General features: G+C 61.0%; 27 protein-coding genes. 15 read left to right on the top strand and 12 right to left on the bottom strand.

Going from position 1 to position 24683, the window contains the following annotated elements; translation table 11 throughout:
• Window positions 1-30: 30 nt before the first annotated feature.
• Complete coding sequence (locus XI02_RS38350) at window positions 31-1722, bottom strand: cation acetate symporter (protein WP_172646791.1); 1692 nt, start codon at window positions 1720-1722, stop codon at window positions 31-33.
• Entirely contained in the window at window positions 1719-2021 is a 303-nt protein-coding gene (locus XI02_RS38345; RefSeq protein ID WP_172646792.1) for a DUF485 domain-containing protein, read from the bottom strand. The genes XI02_RS38350 and XI02_RS38345 overlap by 4 nt, the downstream gene beginning before the upstream one ends.
• Before the next feature lie 410 nt (window positions 2022-2431).
• Between XI02_RS38345 and acs the strand changes: the two genes are divergently transcribed.
• The 4 genes from acs (at window position 2432) to XI02_RS38325 (ending at window position 6406) form a co-directional block, all read left to right on the top strand.
• On the top strand, window positions 2432-4426 hold the full coding sequence (gene acs, locus XI02_RS38340) for an acetate--CoA ligase (RefSeq protein WP_194483280.1): 1995 nt from the start codon (window positions 2432-2434) through the stop codon (window positions 4424-4426).
• A gap of 60 nt (window positions 4427-4486) precedes the next feature.
• Window positions 4487-5065 (top strand): adenylate kinase, encoded by a 579-nt coding sequence (locus tag XI02_RS38335; RefSeq protein WP_172646794.1) that lies wholly within the window; start codon window positions 4487-4489, stop codon window positions 5063-5065.
• 239 nt (window positions 5066-5304) lie between these two features.
• A complete protein-coding gene (locus XI02_RS38330) occupies window positions 5305-5754 on the top strand; it encodes a cytochrome c (RefSeq protein ID WP_018268719.1) in 450 nt (149 codons plus the stop codon).
• Between the two features lie 151 nt (window positions 5755-5905).
• The gene (locus XI02_RS38325; protein WP_069276635.1) at window positions 5906-6406 is read left to right on the top strand and encodes a hypothetical protein; all 501 of its coding nucleotides are present in this window, start codon (window positions 5906-5908) and stop codon (window positions 6404-6406) included.
• 175 nt (window positions 6407-6581) lie between these two features.
• Here the strand turns inward: XI02_RS38325 and XI02_RS38320 are convergent, their stop codons facing one another.
• Window positions 6582-7268 (bottom strand): CBS domain-containing protein, encoded by a 687-nt coding sequence (locus XI02_RS38320; RefSeq protein WP_069276634.1) that lies wholly within the window; start codon window positions 7266-7268, stop codon window positions 6582-6584.
• 129 nt (window positions 7269-7397) lie between these two features.
• On the opposite strand from XI02_RS38320, the gene XI02_RS38315 reads away from it, so the two are divergent.
• The 5 genes from XI02_RS38315 to XI02_RS38295 all read left to right on the top strand — a co-directional run bounded on the left by XI02_RS38315 (window position 7398) and on the right by XI02_RS38295 (window position 11477).
• Window positions 7398-7859, top strand: coding sequence for a host attachment protein (locus XI02_RS38315; RefSeq protein ID WP_172646795.1), 462 nt, complete (start codon window positions 7398-7400; stop codon window positions 7857-7859).
• Between the two features lie 390 nt (window positions 7860-8249).
• Entirely contained in the window at window positions 8250-8711 is a 462-nt protein-coding gene (locus XI02_RS38310) for a CBS domain-containing protein (RefSeq protein WP_018268691.1), read from the top strand.
• Window positions 8712-8735: 24 nt separating this feature from the next.
• The gene (locus tag XI02_RS38305; protein WP_172646796.1) at window positions 8736-9092 is read left to right on the top strand and encodes a hypothetical protein; all 357 of its coding nucleotides are present in this window, start codon (window positions 8736-8738) and stop codon (window positions 9090-9092) included.
• A complete protein-coding gene (locus tag XI02_RS38300) occupies window positions 9085-10092 on the top strand; it encodes an LOG family protein (protein WP_244980986.1) in 1008 nt (335 codons plus the stop codon). The genes XI02_RS38305 and XI02_RS38300 overlap by 8 nt, the downstream gene beginning before the upstream one ends.
• Window positions 10089-11477, top strand: a complete 1389-nt coding sequence (locus XI02_RS38295; RefSeq protein WP_172646797.1) for an MBL fold metallo-hydrolase RNA specificity domain-containing protein — start codon at window positions 10089-10091, stop codon at window positions 11475-11477. Before XI02_RS38300 ends, XI02_RS38295 begins: the two co-directional genes overlap by 4 nt.
• A gap of 60 nt (window positions 11478-11537) precedes the next feature.
• Here XI02_RS38295 and XI02_RS38290 read toward each other — a convergent pair whose 3' ends face one another.
• Together XI02_RS38290 and XI02_RS38285 are read right to left on the bottom strand one after the other, a co-directional pair.
• On the bottom strand, window positions 11538-11726 hold the full coding sequence (locus XI02_RS38290; RefSeq protein WP_016847216.1) for a BON domain-containing protein: 189 nt from the start codon (window positions 11724-11726) through the stop codon (window positions 11538-11540).
• Between the two features lie 372 nt (window positions 11727-12098).
• Window positions 12099-12830 (bottom strand): CBS domain-containing protein, encoded by a 732-nt coding sequence (locus XI02_RS38285; RefSeq protein WP_172646798.1) that lies wholly within the window; start codon window positions 12828-12830, stop codon window positions 12099-12101.
• 291 nt (window positions 12831-13121) lie between these two features.
• On the opposite strand from XI02_RS38285, the gene XI02_RS38280 reads away from it, so the two are divergent.
• From XI02_RS38280 to XI02_RS38265, 4 genes are all read left to right on the top strand, one after another.
• Window positions 13122-13493 (top strand): carboxymuconolactone decarboxylase family protein, encoded by a 372-nt coding sequence (locus tag XI02_RS38280; RefSeq protein ID WP_018268713.1) that lies wholly within the window; start codon window positions 13122-13124, stop codon window positions 13491-13493.
• Between the two features lie 144 nt (window positions 13494-13637).
• Window positions 13638-14492: a universal stress protein gene (locus XI02_RS38275; protein WP_246783598.1), complete on the top strand. Its 855-nt coding sequence runs from the start codon at window positions 13638-13640 to the stop codon at window positions 14490-14492.
• 245 nt (window positions 14493-14737) lie between these two features.
• The gene (locus XI02_RS38270; RefSeq protein WP_244980988.1) at window positions 14738-14950 is read left to right on the top strand and encodes a DUF2892 domain-containing protein; all 213 of its coding nucleotides are present in this window, start codon (window positions 14738-14740) and stop codon (window positions 14948-14950) included.
• A 15-nt stretch (window positions 14951-14965) separates the two neighbouring features.
• Window positions 14966-15226, top strand: a complete 261-nt coding sequence (locus XI02_RS38265) for a hypothetical protein (RefSeq protein WP_016847823.1) — start codon at window positions 14966-14968, stop codon at window positions 15224-15226.
• A gap of 24 nt (window positions 15227-15250) precedes the next feature.
• Here XI02_RS38265 and XI02_RS38260 read toward each other — a convergent pair whose 3' ends face one another.
• Complete coding sequence (locus tag XI02_RS38260) at window positions 15251-15496, bottom strand: hypothetical protein (RefSeq protein ID WP_172646800.1); 246 nt, start codon at window positions 15494-15496, stop codon at window positions 15251-15253.
• 97 nt (window positions 15497-15593) lie between these two features.
• Window positions 15594-18200, bottom strand: a complete 2607-nt coding sequence (mgtA, locus tag XI02_RS38255) for a magnesium-translocating P-type ATPase (RefSeq protein ID WP_172649045.1) — start codon at window positions 18198-18200, stop codon at window positions 15594-15596.
• Window positions 18201-18716: 516 nt separating this feature from the next.
• Here mgtA and XI02_RS38250 point away from each other — a divergent pair.
• Window positions 18717-18929: a hypothetical protein gene (locus XI02_RS38250; protein WP_018268708.1), complete on the top strand. Its 213-nt coding sequence runs from the start codon at window positions 18717-18719 to the stop codon at window positions 18927-18929.
• A gap of 50 nt (window positions 18930-18979) precedes the next feature.
• Here the strand turns inward: XI02_RS38250 and XI02_RS38245 are convergent, their stop codons facing one another.
• On the bottom strand, window positions 18980-19717 hold the full coding sequence (locus XI02_RS38245) for a CBS domain-containing protein (RefSeq protein WP_069276624.1): 738 nt from the start codon (window positions 19715-19717) through the stop codon (window positions 18980-18982).
• A 175-nt stretch (window positions 19718-19892) separates the two neighbouring features.
• On the opposite strand from XI02_RS38245, the gene XI02_RS38240 reads away from it, so the two are divergent.
• A complete protein-coding gene (locus XI02_RS38240; RefSeq protein ID WP_172646801.1) occupies window positions 19893-21086 on the top strand; it encodes an OpgC domain-containing protein in 1194 nt (397 codons plus the stop codon).
• 29 nt (window positions 21087-21115) lie between these two features.
• Here the strand turns inward: XI02_RS38240 and hemN are convergent, their stop codons facing one another.
• The 4 genes from hemN to XI02_RS38220 all read right to left on the bottom strand — a co-directional run bounded on the left by hemN (window position 21116) and on the right by XI02_RS38220 (window position 24667).
• The gene (gene hemN, locus XI02_RS38235) at window positions 21116-22468 is read right to left on the bottom strand and encodes an oxygen-independent coproporphyrinogen III oxidase (RefSeq protein WP_172646802.1); all 1353 of its coding nucleotides are present in this window, start codon (window positions 22466-22468) and stop codon (window positions 21116-21118) included.
• A 53-nt stretch (window positions 22469-22521) separates the two neighbouring features.
• Complete coding sequence (locus XI02_RS38230) at window positions 22522-23199, bottom strand: helix-turn-helix domain-containing protein (RefSeq protein ID WP_172646803.1); 678 nt, start codon at window positions 23197-23199, stop codon at window positions 22522-22524.
• A 359-nt stretch (window positions 23200-23558) separates the two neighbouring features.
• Window positions 23559-24281 carry a CBS domain-containing protein gene (locus XI02_RS38225; RefSeq protein ID WP_172646804.1) on the bottom strand — a complete coding sequence of 241 codons (723 nt, stop codon included), beginning with the start codon at window positions 24279-24281 and terminating at the stop codon, window positions 23559-23561.
• A 62-nt stretch (window positions 24282-24343) separates the two neighbouring features.
• On the bottom strand, window positions 24344-24667 hold the full coding sequence (locus tag XI02_RS38220; RefSeq protein ID WP_018268702.1) for a c-type cytochrome: 324 nt from the start codon (window positions 24665-24667) through the stop codon (window positions 24344-24346).
• Window positions 24668-24683: the final 16 nt, after the last annotated feature.

The following is a 24683-nucleotide window of genomic DNA, read 5'->3' as shown; positions in this document are numbered from 1 at the left end:
AATTGTGCCTATTTTCCACATAGCGAAAGTTCAATGACTGGTGGCGCTTGCGGCTCCGATGCCGGTTTGGCTCCGGACGAACTGCGCGTCGAATCCGTCACGGTCGGTGCCGGCACGCGCGCTACGGTCCAGAACCGAGATCAGCCAGATGGAAGCGAAGGCAATTGCCATCGAGAACAGAGCCGGGTTGTCCAGCTTGATGGGGGCCGATCCCTTCGCAAAGCCGAGGGTCACCTCCCACACTGCCGGCGACAGAATGACGCCGACGACAGCGCTGATCAAGCCGAGCAGGCCTCCAATCAAGGCGCCCCTCGTCGTAAGGTTCTTCCAGAAGATCGACATCACCAGCACCGGGAAGTTGCAGGACGCTGCGATGGCAAAGGCAAGGCCAACCATGAAGGCGACGTTTTGGTTCTCGAAGATGATGCCAAGCACGATTGCGAGCACGCCCAGGAACAGCGTCGCTATCTTCGAGACCCGAACTTCGTCCTGTTCGTTGGCATGTCCGCCCTTGATTACCATGGCGTAGATATCATGGCTGATGGAGGAAGCTCCTGCGAGCGCCAGGCCGGAGACCACCGCGAGGATCGTGGCGAAGGCGACGGCCGAAATGAAGCCGAGGAACAGATTGCCGCCCACCGCGTCGGCCAGATGGATCGCGGCCATGTTCGACCCACCCTTGATCGCGGCGATCCCGCTTTTGGTTTTCTCGAGAATCCCGGCGTCGAGGAACGCCAGATCGGTCGAGACGAGCGTGATGGCGCCGAAGCCGATGATGAAGGTCAAGATATAGAAATAGCCGATGAAACCAGTCGCATAGAACACCGATTTGCGCGCAGCTTGAGCGTCTTTCACCGTGAAGAAGCGCATCAGGATGTGTGGCAGGCCGGCGGTGCCGAACATAAGGGCCAGGCCGAGCGAAATGGCCGATAGCGGATTTGAGATCAGGCTTCCGGGCTCCATGATTGCAAGCTTCTTGGGATGGACCTCGGTTGCCTTGGCGAACAGTGCTTCCGGGCTGAATCCGAATTTGTACAGCACGGCTCCGGCCATGAAGGTCGCGCCGAACAGCAACAGCACGGCCTTGATGATCTGTACCCAGGTTGTGGCTTTCATGCCGCCAAAGGTCACGTAGATCATCATGAGGCCACCGACCAGGATGACGGCGATCCAGTAGTCCAGGCCGAAAAGCAGCTGGATCAGCTTGCCGGCGCCGACCATCTGCGCGATCAGATAGAAGGCAACGGTCACCAGCGAACCGCACGCCGCCAGGATACGTATCCGCGTCTGGCCGAGCCGGAATGATGCGACGTCGGCGAATGTGAACTTGCCGAGATTGCGGAGTTGCTCGGCAATCAGGAATGTGACAACGGGCCAGCCGACAAGCCAGCCGACCGAGTAGATCAGGCCGTCGTACCCTGAGGTGTAGACAAGGCCGGAGATACCCAGGAACGATGCTGCCGACATATAGTCGCCGGCGATCGCAAGACCATTCTGGCCGGCCGAGATGCCGCCGCCTGCCGAGTAGAAGTCTGCGGCCGACACCGTCCGTTTCGATGCCCAATAGGTTATTGCAAGAGTCAGGGATACGAACCCGATGAACATGCCAATGGCTGCCCAATTGACAGCTTGCTTGGTGCCGCCATCGATCGTCCCGGCTGCAAGTGCGATGGAAGGAAGGCAAACGAACAGCGTCACCAGTAGGTGGGGTATCTTCTTCATTGGCGGCGCGCTCCAACAATCTCGCGGATCAAAGGGTCATATTTTGAATTTGCCTTGCTGACGTAGACGCCTGTCAGCAGGAATGCCGAAACAATAACCAGCAGTCCGATCGGAATGCCAATCGTGGTTACGCCTGTCCCAATAGGAGTGCCAAGGAAGTGCGGCGCGTAGGCGACGAGCAGGATAAAGCCGAAGTATACGATCAGCATGATCGCGGACAGCATCCAGCCCAGCGACGAACGTCGACGAACCAGTTCCTGATAGTTCGGGTCTTGCTCGATCTGTTCGTAGGTGGTCAATGTTTGGTCCCTTCAGAATGAGTGGAAGAGCATCGGGTCGCGTAAGGCGGCGATCATTTCCTGAGTATCAATGTCGGGCACGTGTAGACGTGAGCCGGGCGAAGCTCACCGAAATTGGCAATCGGGTTACGTATGTACGATCGAGACTGAGAGACCTTGATGCAGATCAAAAATGTTGCGTGGTCTGGTTTATGTCTGCGCGCTCCGTGAGCAATGGGCACTTCTTGATAGAGATCAAACTGGCATCGACCACGTGGCCATATAGGAGCGGGTGAGTAGCATGCTAGAAGATGCGAAACCGGCTGCTCGAGCGCTGAGTGCGGTCTACCTAGCCTCCGAGAAGAGAGCGCGGACTTACCCGGTGTGAATGGTTTGCGTCGCAAAGATAACGATCTCGGAGGAAGTGGCTTATGGATGCAAAGTTCGCGAATGCTGGTTCGCCGGAAGCGATCTATGACGTGTCGGCCGACTGGGCCAAGCGCGCCTATATCGATGACGCCAAATATCGCGAGATGTACGCGCACTCGGTCAAGGACCCCAACGGTTTCTGGGGCGAGCACGGCAAGCGGATCGACTGGATCAAGCCCTACACCAAGGTCGAGAACGTCTCCTTCGCGCCCGGCAACATCTCGATCAAATGGTTCGAGGATGGCGTGCTGAACGTCGCCTGGAACTGCATCGACCGCCATCTCGACAAGCGCGGCGACCAGACCGCGATCATCTGGGAGGGCGACGATCCCTCCGAATCCAGGCACATCACCTACCGCCAGCTGCACGACGAAGTCTGCAAGATGGCCAACATCCTGCGCACGCGGAACGTCAAGAGGGGCGACCGCGTCACGATCTATCTGCCGATGATTCCGGAAGCGGCCTACGCCATGCTGGCCTGCGCGCGGATCGGCGCGATTCATTCGGTGGTGTTCGGCGGTTTCTCGCCGGACAGCCTCGCGCAACGCATCGAGGATTGCGACTCGAAGGTGGTGATCACCGCCGACGAGGGCCTGCGCGGCGGCAGGAAGGTGCCGCTGAAGGCCAATGTCGATGCCGCCATCGCCAAGATCGACTCTAAGGAGTCCGGCGGCGTCGACTGGGTCGTGGTGGTGAAGCGCACCGGCGGCAAGATCGACATGAACCCGACCCGCGACCTCTGGTATCACGAGGCCGCCGAGATGGTGACATCGGAATGCCCGGTCGAGCACATGCACGCGGAAGACCCGCTGTTCATCCTCTACACCTCGGGCTCGACCGGCACGCCGAAGGGCGTGCTGCACACCTCCGCCGGCTATCTCGTGTTTGCGTCGATGACGCATCAATACGTGTTCGATTATCACGACGGCGACATCTACTGGTGCACCGCCGACGTCGGCTGGGTCACCGGCCACAGCTACATTCTCTACGGGCCGCTCTGTAACGGCGCGACCACGCTGATGTTCGAGGGCGTGCCGAACTACCCGGACAACTCCCGCTTCTGGAACGTGGTCGACAAGCACAAGGTCAACATCTTCTACACCGCGCCGACCGCGATCCGCGCCCTGATGCAGGGCGGCGACGAGCCGGTGAAGAAGACCTCGCGCAAATCGCTGCGCCTGCTCGGATCGGTCGGCGAGCCGATCAATCCGGAAGCCTGGGAGTGGTACTACCGCGTGGTCGGCGACGACCGCTGCCCGATCGTCGACACCTGGTGGCAGACCGAGACCGGCGGCATCCTTATCACGCCGCTGCCCGGCGCGACCAAGCTGAAGCCCGGTTCGGCGACACGGCCGTTCTTCGGCGTGGTGCCGGAGATCGTCGATGCCGACGGCAAGACGCTGGACGGCGAGACCTCGGGCAATCTCTGCCTGACCAAATCATGGCCGGGCCAGATGCGCACGGTCTATGGCGACCATGCGCGGTTCGAGCAGACCTATTTCTCGACCTACAAGAACAAGTATTTCACCGGCGACGGCTGCCGGCGCGATGCCGACGGCTACTACTGGATCACCGGCCGCGTCGACGACGTCATCAACGTCTCGGGCCACCGCATGGGCACCGCCGAGGTCGAGAGCTCGCTGGTCGCGCACGAGGCGGTGTCGGAAGCCGCCGTGGTCGGCTACCCGCACGACATCAAGGGCCAGGGCATCTACGCCTATGTCACGCTGATGAAGGGCACCGAGCCGACCGAAGCGCTGCGCAAGGAGCTGGTCGCCTGGGTCCGCAAGGACATCGGCCCGATCGCCTCGCCGGACCTGATCCAGTTCGCGCCCGGCCTGCCGAAGACGCGCTCCGGCAAGATCATGCGCCGCATCCTGCGCAAGATCGCCGAGGACGAGCCGTCGAGCCTCGGCGACACCTCGACCCTGGCCGATCCGGCCGTGGTCGACGACCTCGTGCAGAACCGCCAGAACAAGAAGGGCGCGCCGGCGTAGGAAAGCGACTGTATCGCACCAACGGCACGCCCCAATGCTTGAACCCATGGAGATAACGCTGTGAGATTAGTCCTGTTGGGAGCCCCTGGATCCGGGAAAGGGACTCAGGCGGCCCGTCTTGCCAAGCGCCTGGACATTCCTCAACTGTCGACCGGCGATATGTTGCGAGCGGCCGTATCCGAAGGAACGCCAATCGGGACAAAGGTAAAGGCGACAATGGAGCGCGGCGAACTTGTTCCCGATGATCTCGTCGTGGCCATCGTTGCCGAGCGCATATCGCAGCCTGATGCGAAATCCGGGTTTATCTTGGACGGCTTTCCGCGGACCATTGCTCAGGCGGCAGCGCTCGACGAGATTCTGCGAGCAGCCCATCTTCGCATTGACCGCGTGCTGGAATTGGACGTCGACGAAGCCGCTCTGCTGAGCCGCATCCTCAACCGTGCGAACGAAGCGAGATCCAACGGCCACGCACGCGCGGATGATACCGAAGCTGCGCTGAGAGTGCGCCTGGCCGAGTATCGCGGCCAAACCAGACCGCTTGCCGACTATTACCGTGAGCAAGGACTTCTGAAGAGCATCAATGGTCTGCAATCGATCGACAAGGTAGCAAGCTCGCTGTTGGAGGCGCTCGATGCTTGAGAGAGCGAGAGTTAGTGGGTAGCCAAGGTCCGGGCTCAAACCCGACGCCTCCACCATAGCGAAGCGACCTTGCCGCTTCCGGCTCAGCGTCGGGGTAGAGGGGGCGAGTCTGTTTCTGTTTAGTCTGGCCCGACCGGCACCGCGCCGTTAGACTGGGAGGGCGCGGCGCATTGACTCGCGTCAAGCTAAGGGCAACCCGATACTGCTAAATGCGCTTATCCGAAAAACTGGGGCATGATATGATTATCTATGGTCTGAAGTCTTTCATGATTGCCGGTCTGACCGCTGGTTTCGCCGCGGCCGCTTACGCTGAAGACGCCGATGTTGGCAAGGCAGAATTTCAGGCTTCGTGCGCAAGCTGCCATGGCGTGGATGGAAAGGGCAAAGGACCTGTTGCTGGGCAGCTGAAGGTGCCGCCTGCCGATTTGACGGCCTTGGCCAAGAACAACAACGGGGTCTTTCCTATTACCGCCGTTTACGAAGCCATAGACGGGCGGAGAACAATTTCCGCGCACGGCACGCATGAAATGCCGATTTGGGGGGAACGATTCAACCCCGTCAAGAGCTTGCCTCACATTGTCGATCCGGCCTATGACGCGCTCGATCCTTCCCGGGATTTGCGGGAGGTCGTGGTGCGAACACGAATCCTTGCGATTATCGATTATCTGAACCGAATTCAGCAAAAGTAGCACGCCTCGAACGGGACCGTCCCGGCAACGCAATCCGCCGCAATAAATGGGCGGCAATCGCACGCGCGCGTCCAGGCGCTCCCTCATTGATCCCCATCAAGGCCGCTGCGAGCAAAGCCGGTAATGGTCATATGGAAACGGAGGATCAACGATGACCGGCATAGTGCTTGACGCCCAGCAAATTCAGAACGCCCCGGCTCCTGTCCGCCTCTGGCTCGAGCAGCAGATTTCGGCCGCTCTCGGTCCGCGGCCGGCACCTGGAGCATCGTCGCCTCGCCTGGTTGCCTGCACGGAAGCTCAGGCAGCGAACCTTCTCGATCGAATTAGACAGGCGCCATCTGTGGTCAAAGTGTTCTTCGGGCTCGCCCATCCCGAGATATCGTTTGGCGAGCCGCCAGTCGTGACGTTCCGGCTGCTCGATCTTCAGCGTCGGGCTGGCCTGGAGAACATCACCAAGCTCCTCGAATGCCTCGGCCTCATCAATCAAGCTTTCGCCGAGATGTGTGATGATCCTGCCGCGCGGTTCTGTGATTTTGACGCCGCAGGGCATTGCTCGATTCTGCCAACCACCCAGAGCAGTATCGCTGCATTGTGGAAGGCTATCATCGCGGCGGAGCGGCCTGGCGTGCTGCCGATCGCCGCAGCCGAATAGGCGGGGCGGGCGCGAGATGAACCCGAAAAGACCCTGCCGCAAGTTGACGCGGAAGTGGTCCGACCGCCTGTCGTCATTCATCACCGTCATCGCGTGGATGCTCCTGCTCTGGCCTGGGCAGGTGCAAGCAGGGGAAATCCGGGATGTGCAAACTCTTGCGCCCCTGGCACCCGGATCAGTAGGCCATGATCGGCGTTTCCAGCAGGTGATCGTTCACAGCAACGACACCGGGTATTGCCTCCGCGGCAATCCGGATCGCTGCGCGCTCGGCGGCGGATGGCGCATATCCCCACAGGTCAACGATGCCGTTCTGTACAGTCGCGGTCAGATTGAAGGTGTGGGCCCACGGTTGCCCGTGAAGCTCGCCGAGTAATCTCTTCCTGATGACGGAATCGGCGGGTGACATCTCCAGCTTCGGCCGGGCGCTCGCGACGGCCTGGAGCAGGTTGGCCCGGCTGACGATGCCAAGGAGGTGGCCGGCCTCATCGACGATGGGGACACGCTTGATGCCATGTTTCTCGAGCAGCATCGCAATTTCATGCAGAGGCGTGTCGGGCGCCGCGGTCACGACCTTGCGGGTCATGATGTCGGCGATCTTGACGGCATGGGACTTGACGTAATCGGACGCCATTTGCGCGTCTCCGACTAGAAGCCGGAGCCACCACGAATACGGGCGCTCGGTGCCGGCTTCAGTCCGATGCATTAAGTCGCTTTCCGTGACGATTCCGACGAGTTCGCCATCCTTGCCCACAACAGGAACGGCGCTGATGCGGTGCTGGAGCAGCAGGGAAGCAACCTGCCGCACCGTTGCGTTGGAGTTCTCCGTGATGACGGGTGACACCATGACGTCGCGTGCTTGCATGATCGTGCTCTCTGTAGACGGAAAGATATCCTATTCTGTGGGATCGCGCGCATGCGTGATTTGACTCCGATCAATTGATCTAAGGCTTCCGGGCATTAGACAGGATTTGTTGAAGCGGAGGATGTTTGGATGGCGGGAATTCCAAAGAACGCGCTCGTGCTTGTCGGAGACGGGCGCAAGGCGCTGTTGCTCCGCAACGAAGGCGACTATCAGTTCCCCAACCTGAAGGCGGAGGCGGTGTTCGAAGATCAGAATCCGCCAACGCACCTACAAGGCACGGACCGTCCAGGACACTTCATAAAAGGGATCGTCTCCGGTCAGCGGGGAGCCGTCGAACCGACGAACTGGCACGAACTCGAGGAGTATCGGTTCACGAGGCGGATTGCGCGGGCTGCGGAGGAGATTGTTCGGAGAAGAACGACGGCGTTTGTCATCGCCGCTCCGCCGCGAACGCTGGCACAGCTTCGGGCGACGCTCGCTACCGATGTCAAGCGTCACATCATTGCGGAGATTCCCAAGGATCTGACAAGGCTTCCCGTCGGGGAAATTGAAAGGCACATTGTGGAGGCGCTTGCGTCGCCCACACGATAGGCGCGGCGCATCGCGCCATCCTTGCCAAGCAAGCCAAAGCATCCGTGCGCTCCCGAGGCGGGGTTGCCCTAGATGTTGGTCTGATGGCTTGATCTGGGTCAAATTGTCCGCGTCATGCCGCCTCTCTCGATTCCGAGTTGACATGAATGCAGTCGACAGAGGGCGCAACGGCCGCGAGCTTCCGCAGGTAGCATTCGAGGTGGGCAATCAGGGCAGCGGCCCCATCCTCGGCGGCGATTCCCACATGAGCTGACAGTTCGCCGAATGATCGTGCGGCGAAAACCAGCGGTTAGACAAGCTGCGCGGCTTATTGATCCAGATCAGCCTGGCCGTCCACTTTTTGATCGATGCTGGCAGATCATCGCGTACACGAAGCTCTGGGAGTTTGCCATGTTGGCTTTGGATGTCATGCTCACGTCTTTCGCGACGATCAAACCCGGTGCGCCATTGCTCGATGCCGTTCGTCTATTGCTGGAAACTGGCCAGCGCGGCTTGCCTGTGCTCGATGGCTCAGGGGCGCTGATCGGTGTTATCTCTGAAGGAGACTTCCTTCACCGTCGCGAACTCGGCGTGCATTGGCCAGAGGGATTTTGGCTCGAATGGCTGTTGAGCAGAGAGGAGGGACGGCTGGTGCGCGAGCGGACCCGGGCCCTGAGCGTCGACGCTGTGATGAGCCGCAAGCCCGTTTGCGTCGACGAATGCGCGACTGTGGACGAGATCGTGGTCGAAATGGACAAGCATCAGATATCGCAAGTCATGGTGCTCCGGGATACGCGTGTCGTCGGCATCGTTGGACGTGTGCAGCTGATCACCGCGCTTGAGCGGATACTCACGCGATCCGAGGGCAGCTGACGCGGAAGACCCCGGCAGGCAATTGTGGAGCGTGCGATTGATCCGGACGCGCTTCCGGTCGAGCGTGATAGCGGCGAGAAAGTAGGCTCGGTTTGGCGGCTTACCATCAAAGAAATTGCTGAATTGACCTTGCTCAAGGCGCCCGTGCAGCCGATTGCGGATGCTAGGCAATGCCATCGAGTGCTGACGAGGTTCGCCATGACTGACCGAATGAAGACCGTCGAGCAACCGGTGAATTTTGAAGCAGATATTGGTAGCGCGAAGCCGGCCGATCACCGCTGGCTTCTGGATGCGTTGGAGGATGACGAGGTTCGTGAGGCCCTGAAGCACGACGCGGCGCTCACATCCTCCGAGGCGGACGGCAGGCCGGCGCATGACTGACGATCTGCCATCGACTCGTCCGAGCCCGAAGCCGGCTCACCGTGTCGACAGGGTTGTGGTACTCTCCGGTGGGCAGCCGAAGGGCGCGGAAGAGGACGGCCGCGCGCCTGGTGCCCTGCGCAGCATCCTGCAATCGCCAAGCTATCAGGAGGCGGATCAGGACGAAGGTTTCCTGCAGAGCGAAGCCACACGCGGCATTCGCCTCCAACTTGATTTCCTCAAGACGGAGACCCTGCTCCGGGAGCATCAGATCGCTCATACGATCGTTGTCTTTGGCAGTACTCGCATTTGCGAGCCGCAGGCGGCGCGCCGGGCCGTCGCCTCGATAGCCGATGCGCTCGCGTTGAATCCCGACGATGGCAGCTTGCAGCGCCGTCTCAAGGCGGCACGGAGCCTTGCGGCGAAGACCAAGTACTACAGAATCGCACGCGAGTTCGGACGGATCGTCGGTGCCGCAAGCGAAAAAACCATCGGTGGCCGCCTCATGATCATGACCGGTGGCGGGCCGGGCATCATGGAAGCAGCCAACAGGGGCGCGCACGATGTCGGGGCCCAATCGATCGGACTGAACATCACCCTGTCGAAGGAGCAGGCCCCTAACCCATATGTCACGCCCGAGCTCTGCTTCAGGTTCCACTATTTTGCGATGCGCAAATTGCATCTCCTGATGCGCGCCCGCGCGCTGGTGGCATTCCCGGGCGGCTTTGGCACGATGGACGAGCTGTTCGAAGTGCTGTCGTTGGCGCAAACCCAAAAGATCGCGCCGGTGCCGGTCGTGCTGGTCGGCGAGTCGTACTGGCGTGGTGCGTTTGATCCGGATTTCTTGGTCGACGAGGGCGTCATCGATCCGGAAGACAGGGACCTGTTTTGGTTTTCAGAGTCCGCCGAGGAAGCCTGGCAAGGCATTCTGCGGTGGTACGAGACGGCCGGCCGGCCGCTTCTGCCGATCGGAGATGACGCCTCACGGGGCAGGCCGATCGGTCAAGAGGTCGAATCGTGAAGTTATCCTTTCATGGCGCCGATCGCGCAGTGACCGGGTCTTGTCACTCGGTCGAATGCCTGAACCGACGCATTCTGATCGATTGCGGTCTTTTCCAGGGAAGCCGCGACCTGGTGGAAGAGAACATCGCAGCCTTCGGGTTCGATCCTGCAACCATCGACTATGTTCTGCTGACCCATGCCCACCTGGATCACTGCGGCAGGATTCCATTGCTCGCGAAGCGAGGATTCAGAGGTGAACTGATCACGACTGCGGCCAGTCGTGAGCTGGCCCGCCTCGTGCTTGTCGATGCCGCGCATTTGCAGGAAGAAGACGCGCAGCGGAGAGCCCGCCAAGGGCGCAGGCAGGGGAAAGAAGAAGCGCCGTCGCCGCTCTACAACGTTGTGGATGCGCTCGATTGCTTCGATCGGTTTGGAAAGACAGCTGAATATGAGCAACCGCTGCAACTCGCAGAAGGACTCCGAGCGACTTTCATCGACGCTGGCCATATCCTGGGCTCTGCGAGCATCCTGATCGAGGCCACCGAGCACGGCCGCACGCGCTCGGTCCTATTCTCGGGCGATCTCGGCAACGGCGGTCGCCCGCTGCTGCGGCTGCCGAGCCCTCCCTCTCGCGCTGACATTGTTGTCATGGAATCGACGTATGGAGACAGGCGCCATCGGTCGCTGAAAGACTCCATCGAGGAGCTTTACGGCGCGATCAGCGGCACGCTGGCCCGCGGCGGCAACGTTATCATCCCGACCTTCGCGCTCGAGCGCGCCCAGGAAATCCTCTATGTCCTGCGTCAGGGGATAGAGCGGAGCAGGCTGCCGCCGGCCATGCAAATCTTCCTGGACTCGCCGATGGCGATCTCGGCGACCGAGATATTCAAGCGGCATTTCGAATGTCTCAGCTCCGAGGCTGCCTCCATGTTTCGCGAAGGGCGGGATCCACTGCGTCCGGCAAACCTGCATCTGGTCCGTGAGAGCGCCGATTCGGTCGCCATCAACAGGATAACCGGCGGCGCCGTCATCATGGCCGGATCTGGGATGTGTACGGGCGGCAGAATTCGCCATCACCTCAGGCACAATATCTGGCGCAAGGAATCGGCGATTGTATTCGTCGGATATGCCGCCGCGGGAACGATTGCGCGGCAGATCATCGATGGGGCCAAGTCCGTGCGGCTGTTCGGCGAAGACATTGCGGTTCGCAGCAAGATTTACACGATCAACGGATTTTCCGCGCACGCGGACCAGCAGGAGCTGCTGGCATGGCGACGCGCGATCGAGGGATGCGAGGCAACGTTCCTGGTCCATGGCGAAGAGCCCGCAATGCAGGCGCTCGCTGTGCACTTGGAGGGACAGCGGGTCGAGCTGCCGCGCCTGGGCGACGTGTTTGATCTCTAGATGGCCCGCGAGGCGAGCCGGACGATGCGGGCCAAACAATCATTCTGAGCTGCTGGTACTTCAGCTCGCAGCCTTCACGTCCCTGGGAGATTCGACGTAGAGGCCGGTATAGGTATCCACGAAGCAGGGGTGATCGCACACCTTGTTGACGCCGGCGGTGTTCTCCGCGGCCACGATGGTTGCCTCACGCGCATGGTCGCTGGAGGCGATGCCATGCAGATGGACAACGCCGTTGCGGACGGTCACCATCGATCTGTCGGAGGATAGGGTCACGGATATGGTAGTCGTCCGCGGTTGGATCTGGGATTTCATGTGCTGGAATATCATCCTACCGCGAGTGAGTGCGTCGTAGCCCCTGCAGCGCCAATGCTCTTAGTCGCTTCGTCGCGATGCTTTCCGACAGGTGGATCGTGATCAGGAGCGACCCGAACAACAAAATCATCAAAATAGCCTTTGCTGTTTCACTAGCCATTGCGAAAACTCCGAATGTGCGGCAGTTTGAAGTTGAGCGCATCGCAGTGGAGTGTTGTTGTTCTGGATCAACAAAGCGACGAGCGATTTGGAGATTTGTCCGCGCCATCAACGTTCACGAAGCCGCTGGAATATCCCTCGCTTGGTCGTTCAGTGAACCTGTTTCTCCAGCTCCTGATCGTCCGGAGATTTCAGGTAGAAGCCCGAGAAGCTATCGCCCCAGCAGAGGTGATCATGCACCTCGCGGACGCCGGGGACGTTTTCGGCCGCGACGATCGCGGCGTTGCGAAATCTGCTTTCGGTAATCACGCCGCTCAAGTGGGCGATGCCGTCCCGAACGATGACGCTGAGTCCAAGCGGACACCAGGCATTCCGTTCGATCTCGTCCAGAATGCGCCGCCGGATCTGGTCGTCATTCTCGGTCGGAGCAGGTACGTTGCGTGCCAGGCTCGCCACCGTTCGGAGCAGGTTGCTGCGGGTGATGATGCCGACAAGCTTGCCGTCGCGAACCACCGGCAGCCGCTTGACGTTGTTCTTCTCCATCAATCCGACGACCGTCGTCAACGGCGCATCCTCGGCCACGGTGACCGGCTCGCGTGTCATGATCTCAGAGACTTTGCGTCCATGCTCCAATACGTAGTCCTCGGCCCACTTTCCTGGTCCGAGAATGAAGGTCATCAACCAATTGCGCTTCCGTCCGGTGCCGATCTCGCTGCGATGAAGGAAATCGCCTTCGGTAATGATGCCGACGAGCGTCCCGTCGGGATCGACTACCGGCAGCCCGCTGACACGGTGCTGAAGCATGATGTTTGCCGCGTCTAGGATGGCGCTGTCCGGCGTGGTCGAAAGCACCTTACGGGCCATAATCTGGTGCGCATACATCCGAATATCTCCCATCGTTCTGGAACGTGACGGTTCAGCTTAGTTGCTGATGCATGGGACGCGTTGATTTGACGCAAGCGGCAAACGGGGCGCGGTTTGATCTGGCGCAAATGTCACGCGCGATCGCCGCGCTATAAAGTGCCGGTCCTTGCAGGCCGAACACGCACGTCCTTCACAGAGGCCAGATCGTGTTGTCGGCTGCGTTGGACGAAGGGCGGCGTTCGCCGTTGCATCCCCATCGGCGGAGCCGCCCTTTCCTGGACCGTTTCAATAGCGAAGACCGAGGGTCGCATGCAAAAGGACTATGCCGACATCTGCAAGCACATCTCCAACAATCTGGGCCAGTTGCGCAAGGGCATTCCTGAAACCATGCGAGCGTTCTCGGCCATGGCGCAGGCGGCCACCAGAAACGGCGCGCTCGATGCCCGGACCAAGGAATTGATCGCGCTCGCGCTGGGCGTTGCCGCGCACTGCGACGGCTGCATCGGCTTCCACGCCGAGGCCCTGGTCAAACTGGGGGTCAGCCGCAAGGAGCTCGAGGAGACGCTCGGATTGGCGGTCTACATGGGCGGTGGACCATCCCTGATGTACGCCGCTGACGCGCTGGGCGCTTACGATCAGTTTCAGGAGCGCGCGGTGGTTTCCGAGCCGGCGATGGATTGATCCGGATCAACCTTACGCGGCGCCGACATACGTCCTCTCAAATTCAGAAGGGAGATCTAGACTAGGCGACAGCGGGCGACGAGCTGAGGGGACCGAGGCAAGCTTGACCTGGCTCAACGTTGGCAGAGCCGCCATGCGCGATAATTGAAGATCATTTCAGGTTGGTGGAGCAGACACATGTTTTTGGCCAATGTCATGGTTTATGTCGACCCTCAGCAGCAGGACGAGGGGCAGATTCGCGTCGCCGAAGGGATTGCGGACAAGTTTCACGCATCGATGATCGGCGTCTCAGCTTCCGCCATCGATCCGCCCTTTGTTGCCGAAGGAGTGATCATCGAGCAGACCACCGAAGATGATATCAAGCGGATGCGGGCCGATCTCGCGGCGAAGGGCGAATGGTTCGGGAAGATCACGGGTCGAGAGCGTCACAAATTGGAATGGCGGTGGGCTCTGGAATCCCCCACCGCGTTTCTCGCGGAGCAGGCGAGGGCGGCAGATCTGGTTGTCTTCAAGCGCCGGAAGGCCCAGTCCGACAATTTCCATTACCTCGATTCGGCCGAGGCCATCCTGCGGATGGGTCGTCCCACGCTGTCGGTGCCGGAAGGCGTAACCGGCTTGTCCGCCGATCGCATCGTCGTCGGGTGGAAGGACACCCGCGAGGCGCGTCTGGCGATCCGGGACGCGTTGCCCTTCCTGACCCGGGCTTCCAAAGTGACCGTCGCCGAAATCTGCACGTCGGACGAGCAGGACGCGGCGACCCGCCGCTTGCGCGATGTCGCGAGCTATCTCGAACGGCACAGCGTCAATTGCCAGTTCGACGTTCGCGTCCACACGTCCGAGCCGGACGCAGGGTACCTTGTCAGACTGGCAAAGAGCGAAGGCGCCGACCTCATCGTCACCGGAGGCTATGGACATAGCCGGCTCGGTGAATGGATGTTCGGCGGCATGACGCGGGGCTTGCTGCAGCAGGCCCCAATCTGCCTGCTGATGTCGCATTAGACCAGCCGTTCCAGGGCGCGGTGACGGTGGCATCTGAGGATGTTGGTCTTGCGGTCGCCATGGCCGTTGAGTGCCGCTCGATGCGTGTCGGAGCAGCTCTGCCGTCTGAGCTCCGACAAATCGACAATCGCGGCGAAGTGCCAATGGTGCTGGTTGGCGATCTGCGCCGCGTGAATTGATCACGATCAAGGGCCGGGAGCCGGAGTGCGTTCAAAATGGAGTTGCATCGAAGGAGGCAGATTGCCATGACACGCAACGTCGGACTCATTGATCAGTACGCCCGGATCATCGTCGGCCTGGCTCTGATCGCATATACCTTGAAGGACGGCTCGCTTGGATCGGGATGGCTGGTCGCCGGGACTCTCGGATTCGTTCTGATTGCGACAGCGTTCTTCTCGTACTGCCCGCTCTACACGTTGCTGGGAATCAACACTCGGCACAAGTCCAGCTCGGTCTAGGATCTCGTAACGGTAATGAATGAAAGCCTCACTCTTGCCGAGTTGCGAGCGCGACTCGATCGTCTCGACGACGGCGCCGTTTTGAGAATCTCCGATCACGACTATGAGCGGTTGTTTGGGATCAATGAGGTCGCTGCCGCCGAGGTCGCGCGACTTGCCCGGAAGCATCATTGCGTGAGCGTTCCGGGAGAGGGCTCGGTGTACTTCCGAAAATCGAACTCCGACGCGTATGGTTCAGCAGAGCTGGTGCAGGACGCGCCCTCCGTGTCCTGCTGAACTCGAAATCCGCGCAACGAACCTTCAGTCGAGAGTGATGATGGTCAGAAGCAGCCGGAAGATCTCCCAACCGGCGGCAACCAGCAATGCGCCAACGATCAGCAGCCGGCCGTACCATGAGACGGTCGGACCGCTCCGAACATGCCGGCGTCGGACCGGTTGGTCGACTGTTGGCGTCGCCACTGAGGTAGCGATGGCGCGAGCATTGCTCGCGTCGTCAAGTTTCTGCCCGTTCCGTTGCCGTGATTGATCCATTGTGGTCAATGCCATGCATCATTGCAGCACAACGATCGCATTCGGTGGAAGAAAGGCCTTGATGCGGATCAACTCTGGTCCCGCGGTCCCACTAACGGGTAGCGTCTGTGGGTCATCCATTCAGTGCGGCATCGCTGACGGGATGTTGTCGTCTCAGCGCGACTTGACTCACCTGTGCAGCTGCTGGGAGCGCAAGATGCTTTCCAGCCTCGGCCATGCCGAGGTAACCGATCGTTATCAAAGTTATCGTTCCCAGGAGCACAGGCGGCAGGTTCGCGAAACCGAACAAGGAACCGGCCGGTCCCAGCGCCAGGAAAATGCCTGAAGCAAGCGCGCCAAGCGAGCCCAACGCCAGGATGCGATGCGGGTGGCTGGCGCGCCATGGCGGCCGCCGCGAGCGGATCAGGAAGATCACGAGGATTTGCGTAGCGATCGATTCCAGGAACCAGCCGGTCTGGAACGCGGCCGCGTCGGTGTGGAAGACCTTCAGGAGAAGGGTGAAAGTCGCGACGTCGAACAGGGATGAAATCGAGCCCATGACGAACGTGAACCGCAGGATATCCGCCATATTCCATGATTGGGGTCTCTCAGCATCCTCCTCATCGATCTCGTCGAATGGAATGCCGATCTCTGAGAGATCGTAGAGCAGGTTGTTCAGGAGGATCTGCAGCGGCAACAGCGGCAGGAACGGCAGGGCTATGGATGCCAGCGCCATCGATAGCATGTTGCCGAAATTCGAGCTGGTTCCCATCCGGATGTACTTCAGAATGTTGGCGAAGGTTCGTCGTCCCTCGATCACGCCCGCGCCCAGCACCGAGAGGTCCGGGGCCAGCAGGATCATATCCGCTGCCGCTCGTGCCACTTCGGTCGCGCCGGCGACGGAAATTCCGACATGGGCAGCGTGAATCGCCGGAGCGTCGTTGACGCCGTCGCCCATGAAGCCGACGACGTGACCGCGCTGACGCAGGGCTCGGATGATCCGTCGTTTCTGTTCGGGATCGATCCTGGCGAACAGGTCGACATCCCCGATTTGCGCGGCGAGCGCCTGATCGCTCAAATCGGCAATCTCGCCACCGGTCAAGATGCGACCCGAAGGTAGGCCGACGGCATCCGCGACATGGGCAACCACTGCAGCGTGATCTCCGGAGAGGACCTTGATGTCGACGCCGCGTGCCCGCAGCTCCCTGACCGAGTCGGCCGCATCGCGCTTGGGAGGGTCCGCGAAGGCGCAGAAGCCGACCAGCGTCAGGACAGCTTCGTCCTCGGTCGTAACATTGGCCTGATCCGGCGCCATGGTTCGGATGGCAACGCCGAGCAGCCGAAAGCCCTGCCGGGCATGATCGCCCTGCAGGCGAACGAGCTGGGCGCGGTGGCTGTCATCCAGCGGCCGGGCCAGCCCGTCGACCTCGACTGCAACCGCGCGGTCCATGATCGCTTCCGGCGCGCCCTTGACGATCAGGAATCGGTCGTTGTCCCGCGCCGCAAGGACCGAGAGGCACCGCCGCTCGAAGTCAAACGAGATCTCGGCGAGCCGGGTCCAGGCGCTGCTGCCCGGCGGGTTGTCTGCGGCAAGTAGCGCCTCATCCAGCGGGCTGTGGATGCCGGTCTGGAAAGCGCTGTTCAACCGAGCCAGCTCAAGCACCCGATCGCTGGGGCGTCCCGCTGGATCGAAATGGGCCGCGAGCGTGATCTTGGCTTCTGTCAGCGTGCCGGTCTTGTCTACGCATAGCGTGTCCATAGCACCGAGATCGTGGATCGCGGACAGCCTCTTGACGATCACCTGTCGCTTCGCCATCCGCTGCGCTCCGCGTGCCAATGTCACCGTCATCACCATCGGCAAAAGCTCGGGTGTCAGGCCGACGGCCAGCGCGACAGCGAACAGGAATGATTCCATAGCCGGACGATGTGCCACGAGGTGGGCGAGCAACACGAACAGCGTCAAGAAAAGCGTCAGCTTGAGGATGAGCAAGCCAAGCTTCTGGACACCTTGCTCAAGGGCGCTTGGGGGATCGTTCGCCAGCAGCTCGGCGCTGATCATGCCGAAGCGCGTACGGCGGCCAGTCTCGACAACGAGCATGACCCCGTTGCCACCGACAACGCTGGTGCCGGCGAACAGGGCATTGCTCGCTTCGGCGGGCAGACTGGTCGCGCACGGCTCGGTCGTCTTCGTGGCTGGAAACGGTTCACCCGTCATGAGGGCCTCGTTCAGCTGGAAATCGCGGGCCATAAGCGCGACCCCGTCGGCCGGCACGAGGTCGCCGGCCCGCAACTCCACGACGTCTCCGGGGACGAGTTTGCTGATCGGCAGCGCCACAGTTGCACCATCGCGAATGACATCGGCCTGGATCGCAACCGAGCGCCGCAAGGCATCGGCAGCGACTTCCGCGCGATGTTCCTGCAGGATGTCCAGCGTCAGCGACAGGCCCACCACTATCGTAATGATTACAAAGCTCGCGAGGTCGCCGCTGAACCCCGACACGGCCGCCGCCACGATCAGGATGGCAATCAGCGGGTTGACCAGACGATGCACGATCTTCTGCAGGATCGATCGCGTGCCTGATGGCTCTGCGAGGTTCGGGCCGATCCGGGCGAGCCGCTTTTCGGCCTCCTGTTGGCGTAGACCGCACCGTTCGGTGTCGAGACTGCGCAAGAGCGAATTGGTTGGCTCCCGCCAGAACGCTTCAACGGCTGGGCCATACGCAGACGGCTTGAGCGGCATGAGGATCTCGCGAGGCTGGAAAGAACTGATAAATTGTAGTGCGGCCGAATGGATCCGCCGTTGATGTGGCTCAAGCCCGCTCGCGGTTAGGGCAAAATCCTTTTTGTCGATAACCAATTGATTAGACGTTGGAATCGCGAGGCCGAGCCGGGACCGGACAGCGCCGCGGCCGGTTGGCATGAGCCGGCACCGCCGATGGAAGGAGGAGACCATCCGCGGAATAAGGTCCGGGTCACGACGATGGGCACGCCAATAGGCGGCCATCGAGCGTCGGCGGCTTCAGGGTCTCCGGCGCTCCCGCCTGCATCAGCAATCGAACGAGATCAATGGCGTCTCAGAGCGCGACAGGAAAATCGCAAGCCGGATTGATGCAGGTCAAGTTCAATGCCGCAGCAGTCCGCTTTACTCGGGCCGCGCAGATTCCCCAACTGCGCTCAGCAGCCCACTGAAGCGCCGGCTGCGGCAAGCTGGCAGCTTCTTTGGGCGGGCTGTTTGGTCGGAGACTTGTAGATCCTGATGAGAACCTACTACTTCGACACGAAGGATGGTGTCCCGGTCCGTGATCGGATCGGACTTGAATTCGCGAGCGCCGCCGCCGCGATCACGCACAGCAAGCAAATGGCGAGCAAGATTCGTCGCGAGAATCCCTCTGGCGATGTCGATCGTCACGTTGTGGTCATCGACGAATCGGGCAAGGAAATTCACCGGGAAGCGATCTATCCCGCCTGAAAATTGGGCTGACGCTCGTTCTGGCGACACCAGGCGCCATTGGCGCGTCCCTACAAGGGCTGATCGTCTTCTGTCGAGGCTTCTTCCTCCAGCGAGACGAAGTCGCCGCCGCCATAGTCGTCCTCCGGCGGCGGGTAAGTAATCTTTACAAGTTGATCTTCAACGCGCTTCACGCCGGCGACGTTTTCCACAGCAACGATCGCTGCCTTGTGCGCATTGTCACTCCGGACGCTGCCGCGCAGGCTGACGATCCCGTCATTCACGCTGACGTTCAGCGCAGCGGGTCGCCAAGGCGCATGCGCAAGTGCCGCGACGACCGACGCACGGATCTGATCGTCACTGCCGGAAGCGGAAGACCATTCGAGGCGAAGCTTTGCGATGGCGGTCATGAAGTCTGTGCGCGTGACCATGCCGACCAGCTTGTTATCGCGCATGACCGGAAATCGCGTGACGCCGTGCGATTCCATGAGTTGGACGACCTGCTCGAGCGGTGTGTCCTCCTCAACGGTGATCGGCTTGGGCGACATGATCTGACTGACCTTGCGGCCGTATTGGCGGGCGAAGTCGAGCGCGACCTGGTTCGTGCCCGCGAGCATCGCAAGCCAACGGCCGCGGCGCTTCTCCGTTCCGACTTCCACGCGCCGGATGAAATCGCCGTCCGACAGGATCCCGACGAGCGCTCCATCCCGATCGATGACAGGAAGGCCACTGATGTGATGCGACAGCATCGTCCTGATGGCATCGATCACCGATGCACCGGTATCGATTGAGATGACGTTCCGTGACATGATCTCCCGTACGTGCACGGCGTAGATCCTCCGACATGAGCTGATAAAACCCAGCTAACTCCTGGAAGGAACAACGCGTGTTGATCCTTATCAACCGGACGGTCGTGCAGTTGCGCTGATATCCAATCCAGCAGGCAAGCGAGTTTGCCAAGCCGACGACAGTTGGTGACGGTCCATGCTTTCTGATTGTTCGGTCGGCCGCCTGAATGGCGGGAATGTTCACCGAAACCTCGCGCCCCTGACGGTTCATCCGGGGAAGGACGACAGCGTGTCTCTGGACCGCGATCTCCGGCTGGATCTGTGCCGAGGTCTTGCTCTCTGGTGCATCTTCCTCGATCATATTCCCAACAATGTCTTCAGTTGGTTGACCCTGCGCCATTACGGCTTCAGCGATGCCACAGAGGTCTTCATGTTCGTGTCCGGCGTGACCTGTGCACTGAGCTATAGCGGTGTCCGCCGTCGCGACGGATGGGCCTCAGTCTTCGCGCATACGTTGCTGCGAAGCTGGGAGATCTATGCGGCCTTCCTCATCCTGACCCTAGCGCTTGCCGTGGTCGTGTATGGCTCGGGTAGCGATCAACTGGCGGACCAAGCCAACGTGAAGATCCTGCTGCAGAAGCCAGGTGCAGCGCTGGCCCATGCCGCCATCCTGATGTATCGCCCCGTGAATACCGATGCCCTGCCGACCTTCGTGCTGTTTCATCTGTCGTTTGCGCCTGTTCTCTGGGGAGTATTGAAGTTTCCCAACATTTCCCTGCTGATCTCCGCGGTCATCTATGCACTGGTCCAATTGTACGGCTGGAACTTGCCGGAGTGGCCGGTCAATCAGTGGTACTTCAACCCGCTCGCCTGGCAGTTCTTGGTCGTCATTGGGGCGTGGTGGGTGACGCAGGGCTACCGAATATTCGGGCGCGGCATCGTCTCGCAGCCTGTCGTCGTAACTGCGATAGCGTACCTCGGTGTTAGTCTCGTGATCACATTGAGCTGGGAGATCGAGTCACTGGCAGCCGCGATTCCGAGCTACATTGCGCGCCTGATCTATCCGATCGACAAGACGGATCTCGACCCGCTGCGGCTCCTGCATTTCCTGGCGATCGCCATCGTCGTAGCGAGGTTCGTGCCGCAGAATTGGCGGGCATTTGCCAGGGGCGACCTGAAGGGCGCAATTCGCTGTGGCGAGCGTTCGCTGGAGATTTATTGTGCGGCCGTCGTGCTGTCGCTGCTGGCAGGCGTTTATCTCACCGAGGTGTCCAACAGCATCACGGCACAGTTCGCGGTAAGCGCTGCAGGGATCGCGTTGCTCGTTCTGCTTGCGACATGCGTGACCTGGATCAGCAAGCGAAGCAGGCAACATCCGAAGCTGCTCTAAAGGGGCGAGCCGCCCGCCGCGGTCGCAACTTAGACCGCTCGGCTATGCCTAGCCGTGGCGCGACCTAAGTGAGCGTCGAATGCCGAAGCGACGTTGCGGACCAGGAATTCCGCGTCATCGTTGATCAGGAGGCGGTCGCCCCGCATCGTCACGGCGCCGTCCGCGATCAGGCTGTCGAGCCGGTACCGATCTACGACGGCCGAACTCGGGTCCCAGCGGTGCCGGCGGCATATTTGCGACAGGTCGACGGCCATGTCGCACATGATGCGCTCGATGATGTCGGCACGGAAGCGATCCTCCGCCGTCAGCATGTAGCCCCTGACAGTGGCAAGCCGGTCCTCGGCGATGCGTGCAAGGTAGTCGCGTGTCGCAACTGCGTTCTGCACGAAGCCCTGCGGCATGCGGCCGATTGCGCTGGCGCCGAGGCCTATCAGGGTCTCGGCAGAATCGTCCGTATAACCCTGGAAGTTACGCCGCAGCCGGCCCTCGCGCTTTGCGATGGCCAGATTGTCGCCGGGGAGCGCGAAATGGTCGAGGCCGATGCGGATGTATCCGGCATCGGTCAGCGCTTCCGCGATCGCCTCGGACTGACGATGCCGTTCGAGGCTATCCGGCAGCGACGCTTCGTCGATCATGCGCTGGTGCTTCTTGAAGGAGGGAATATGGGCGTATCCGAAGACGGAAAGCCGGTCGGGCCGCAGCGCGACGCATGTTTCGACGGTTTTCAGGCAGGAAGCGACAGTCTGAGCGGGGAGGCCGTAGAGCAGGTCGAAGTTGATGCGGCCGACGCCGGCGCCGCGCAGCCGCTCGACCGCTTCCGCGGTCTGCTCAAGGCTCTGCGACCGATTGATGGCGTGCTGCACGGCAGGATCGAAGCTCTGGACGCCAAGGCTCGCGCGGTTGACGCCGCTGAAGCCCAATGCTTCCGCCATCGGCTCGGTCAGGGTGCGGGGATCGATCTCGACGGCGATCTCGGCGTCCGCCTGCACGAAGAACGAGTAGCGCAACGCGCTGACGAGATCGGCAAAGGTCTCGGGCGTCATGATCGTCGGGGTGCCGCCACCGAAATGGATATGGGAGACGGGCAATCGCACACCGACCGTTTCCGCAACGAGGTGCGCTTCGGTGCGAAGACCGGCGGCGTAAATGGCGATCGGTTCGTCGAGCCTGGTGATCGAGGTGTGGCACCCGCAGTACCAGCACATCGACCGGCAAAACGGCACATGCAGGTAGATCGAGGCCGGCCGCCGAGCTGGAACCGACCTGAGCCATGCCCGGTAATCAGCCTCGCCGACCGACGCAGAAAAATGCGGAGCCGTGGGGTAGCTGGTGTAGCGCGGTAGCCTGTCCTGCCCATAGGTATTTGCCAGGCTCGACCGCATTGGATTTCCTTGCCTCTCACTCGCCGCCGATCATCGGAGCCTGGCTCGCGCTCTCACGCCGCCATGATCCGGTTCGACATCGCACGGTTGCGAAGTTCTACCCGACGCGAGGTCGGAAGCGAGATCACGCCGTTCTGCTCGAGCTGGGTGAAGGTGCGCGACACCGTTTCGATCGTCAGACCGAGATAGTCGGCGATATCCTGCCGCGACATCGGAAGCTCGATGGCGGCGTTCTTGACGGTGCGGTGGGCCATGTCGTGGAGGAAGCCGATGACGCGATCTTCGGCGCTGCAGATCAGCAGCATCAGATGCTCCTGGAAGCGCCGCAATTCCTGGGCCGTTGCATCCCACAGCTGCCTTGCCAGATCCTTTTCGTGTGTCGCGCGCACCATGAGCGCGGCGCGCTTGACCACGATGACCCGCGTCTCGGAGACGGCCTCGGCCGAGGAGATGTGGGTCTCGCCAGCCTCGAAGCCGAAGATATCGCCGGGCAGATAGAAAGCGCCGATCTGGCGACGTCCGTCTTCCAGGATCTTGTAGGTTCGGACCGCGCCGGAAACGACCTGATAAAGGTATTCCGCGGCCTCGTCCTCGCCGTAGATCTCGCTGTTGCGTGCGAACCGCATCGGCATCCCGATCATGCCAAAAGGCCCTTCAACGCGCGCCTGCCGGGTGAGGATGCTGGTCGGGTGACGGCTGCTTTCGAGAGAGATGGTGTTCTGGGTCTGCATGGCGACGCTCCATGGATGGGAAGATCGATGGAGGCAGATTGGCCGCATCTTCTGGATCGGGAAATTTGGATATTTCCCCTAAGTAGAAGCCACTTACGTATTTATACGTAGGTGTCGGACAAAGTGGCCCGCGCCGAGACGTCGGTCGCCCGGCGCGCCGCTCAAAAGGAGAGGCTAGGGACCTTTCCTGTCGGGATAGGCAGCGCGTGTGCTGGCTCCATTCCCGTCTCGTTCCCGAAGCCAGCGCGTCGTGCTGCGATCAGTCACGGCGAGCACGAGCGCAAAGATCGCGAAGATGAGACAGACGGCTGTGACGACAAGCAGCGTACTCATTGCCATGTTTGGACTCCTCGATCCGATCAGCTAGCCGCCTTGACGTCTTCCGGCGATTCCACGTAGTAGCCCGAGTAACCGTCGACGAAGCAGAGATGATCGTGGACTTCCTTGACGCCCGAGGTGTTCTCGGCGAGCACGATTGCGGCCTGGCGCGCGCGGTCATCAAAAATCAGGCCGTGCAGATGCACGGCGCCGTTGCGCACCCAGACCTGGAAGCCGGCGGGACGCCAACCGGTGGCGTTGATCTCGCGCAGGATCCGTTCACGGATATGGCTGTCGTCAGCGGTCGGGTCGGGAACATCGCGCGCCAGCGATGCGACAGCCTGCAGGATATCCGCCCGGGTGACGATTCCGACCATGGTCTTGCCGTTCACAACCGGCACCCGTTTCACGCCATGCTTGTGCATCAGATGCACGATCTCGTCGAGCGGCGTCTGCTCGTCGACCGTAATCGGATTGGTGCTCATGACATCCTCGACCTTGCGACCGCGTTCGTGCACGAAATCGGTCGCCGCACGACCCACACCGGTGAACAGTTCCAGCCATGCCGAGCGCTTGTGTCCTGTGCCGATCTCGCTGCGTTCCAGGAAATCTCCCTCGGACACCATGCCCCTGAGCGTGCCGTCTTCGTCCATCACCGGCAGACCGCTGAGGTGGCACCGCAGCATGATGTTGGCCGCATCCAGGATCTTGGTGTGCGGACTGACGGCGATGATATGCTTGGTCATGATCTGATGCGCGCGCATGTCGGACCTCCGTGTTGAAGCTTGAACAATGAGACTTTATGCGTTCCGCGCATTGACCTGGCTCAACGGTCTGCTTGGCCTCGCTCGAGGGATTTCAAGAACAGAATGAAGTCGCCCACCTGGTCCGGCTCGAAGCTGAACTGGGGCATGGTCGGATGGCCGGTGACGATTCCCTCCGCCAGCGATTCCTGCAGCATCTCGACCGGATAACGTTCGTGCAATGTCCGGAACGGAGGTGCTATCCTCAGCGGGCTCGGGCTCACCCGGTCGATTGCATGGCAGCGGGCGCAGTAGAGCTGTGCAAGGCGACGGCCTTGTTCCTGGTCCGCGGCGGCTGGAGTCAGCGCGGCGCAGATCGTACCGATGATGACGAAGCCACAGGCCACATGGCTCCGAAATGTC

Origin of the sequence: Bradyrhizobium sp. CCBAU 21365 (genome assembly GCF_015291305.1) — a bacterium.
Classification (GTDB): domain Bacteria; phylum Pseudomonadota; class Alphaproteobacteria; order Rhizobiales; family Xanthobacteraceae; genus Bradyrhizobium; species Bradyrhizobium elkanii.
This window is presented reverse-complemented; position numbering and strand designations above follow the sequence as displayed.

Coding starts and splice junctions, on each gene's coding strand:
- XI02_RS38350 (WP_172646791.1), bottom strand. CDS start 1,722: ATGAAGAAGATACCCCACCTACTGGTGACGCTGTTCGTTTGCCTTCCT.
- acs (WP_194483280.1), top strand. CDS start 2,432: ATGGATGCAAAGTTCGCGAATGCTGGTTCGCCGGAAGCGATCTATGAC.
- XI02_RS38330 (WP_018268719.1), top strand. CDS start 5,305: ATGATTATCTATGGTCTGAAGTCTTTCATGATTGCCGGTCTGACCGCT.
- XI02_RS38325 (WP_069276635.1), top strand. CDS start 5,906: ATGACCGGCATAGTGCTTGACGCCCAGCAAATTCAGAACGCCCCGGCT.
- XI02_RS38320 (WP_069276634.1), bottom strand. CDS start 7,268: ATGCAAGCACGCGACGTCATGGTGTCACCCGTCATCACGGAGAACTCC.
- XI02_RS38315 (WP_172646795.1), top strand. CDS start 7,398: ATGGCGGGAATTCCAAAGAACGCGCTCGTGCTTGTCGGAGACGGGCGC.
- XI02_RS38310 (WP_018268691.1), top strand. CDS start 8,250: ATGTTGGCTTTGGATGTCATGCTCACGTCTTTCGCGACGATCAAACCC.
- XI02_RS38300 (WP_244980986.1), top strand. CDS start 9,085: ATGACTGACGATCTGCCATCGACTCGTCCGAGCCCGAAGCCGGCTCAC.
- XI02_RS38290 (WP_016847216.1), bottom strand. CDS start 11,726: ATGGTGACCGTCCGCAACGGCGTTGTCCATCTGCATGGCATCGCCTCC.
- XI02_RS38285 (WP_172646798.1), bottom strand. CDS start 12,830: ATGTATGCGCACCAGATTATGGCCCGTAAGGTGCTTTCGACCACGCCG.
- XI02_RS38280 (WP_018268713.1), top strand. CDS start 13,122: ATGCAAAAGGACTATGCCGACATCTGCAAGCACATCTCCAACAATCTG.
- XI02_RS38270 (WP_244980988.1), top strand. CDS start 14,738: ATGACACGCAACGTCGGACTCATTGATCAGTACGCCCGGATCATCGTC.
- XI02_RS38265 (WP_016847823.1), top strand. CDS start 14,966: ATGAATGAAAGCCTCACTCTTGCCGAGTTGCGAGCGCGACTCGATCGT.
- XI02_RS38260 (WP_172646800.1), bottom strand. CDS start 15,496: ATGGCATTGACCACAATGGATCAATCACGGCAACGGAACGGGCAGAAA.
- mgtA (WP_172649045.1), bottom strand. CDS start 18,200: ATGCCGCTCAAGCCGTCTGCGTATGGCCCAGCCGTTGAAGCGTTCTGG.
- XI02_RS38250 (WP_018268708.1), top strand. CDS start 18,717: ATGAGAACCTACTACTTCGACACGAAGGATGGTGTCCCGGTCCGTGAT.
- XI02_RS38245 (WP_069276624.1), bottom strand. CDS start 19,717: ATGTCACGGAACGTCATCTCAATCGATACCGGTGCATCGGTGATCGAT.
- XI02_RS38240 (WP_172646801.1), top strand. CDS start 19,893: ATGCTTTCTGATTGTTCGGTCGGCCGCCTGAATGGCGGGAATGTTCAC.
- hemN (WP_172646802.1), bottom strand. CDS start 22,468: ATGCGGTCGAGCCTGGCAAATACCTATGGGCAGGACAGGCTACCGCGC.
- XI02_RS38230 (WP_172646803.1), bottom strand. CDS start 23,199: ATGCAGACCCAGAACACCATCTCTCTCGAAAGCAGCCGTCACCCGACC.
- XI02_RS38225 (WP_172646804.1), bottom strand. CDS start 24,281: ATGCGCGCGCATCAGATCATGACCAAGCATATCATCGCCGTCAGTCCG.